The sequence below is a fragment of the Nocardia sp. No.11 genome, from assembly GCF_038752175.1.
GTDB lineage: Bacteria > Actinomycetota > Actinomycetes > Mycobacteriales > Mycobacteriaceae > Nocardia > Nocardia canadensis.
In genome coordinates this window covers 1-320 of sequence record NZ_JBCGFB010000294.1, presented here as the reverse complement: position 1 = coordinate 320, position 320 = coordinate 1, and the positions used below count along the sequence as shown (strand labels likewise).

Genomic DNA, 320 nt, shown 5'->3' with positions numbered 1-320 from the left:
GGTTTAGCCTCATCCGCTTTCGCTCGCCACTACTCACGGAATCACTGTTGTTTTCTCTTCCTGTGGGTACTGAGATGTTTCACTTCCCCACGTTCCCTCCACACACCCTATATATTCAGATGCGGGTAACACGACATCACTCGTGCTGGGTTTCCCCATTCGGAAATCCTCGGATCTCAGCTCGGTTGACAGCTCCCCGAGGCTTATCGCAGCCTCCTACGTCCTTCATCGGCTCCTGGTGCCAAGGCATCCACCGTACGCTCTTAAACACTTACTAACAAAGATGCTCGCGTCCACTGTGCAGTTCTCAAACAACACAC

The 320-nt window shown here is 52.5% G+C and carries 1 rRNA gene; it reads right to left on the bottom strand.

From position 1 onward, the window contains the following. A 23S ribosomal RNA gene (locus V8688_RS32115) occupies positions 1-277 on the bottom strand; the annotation flags it as partial. Between the last annotated feature and the right edge of the window lie 43 nt (positions 278-320).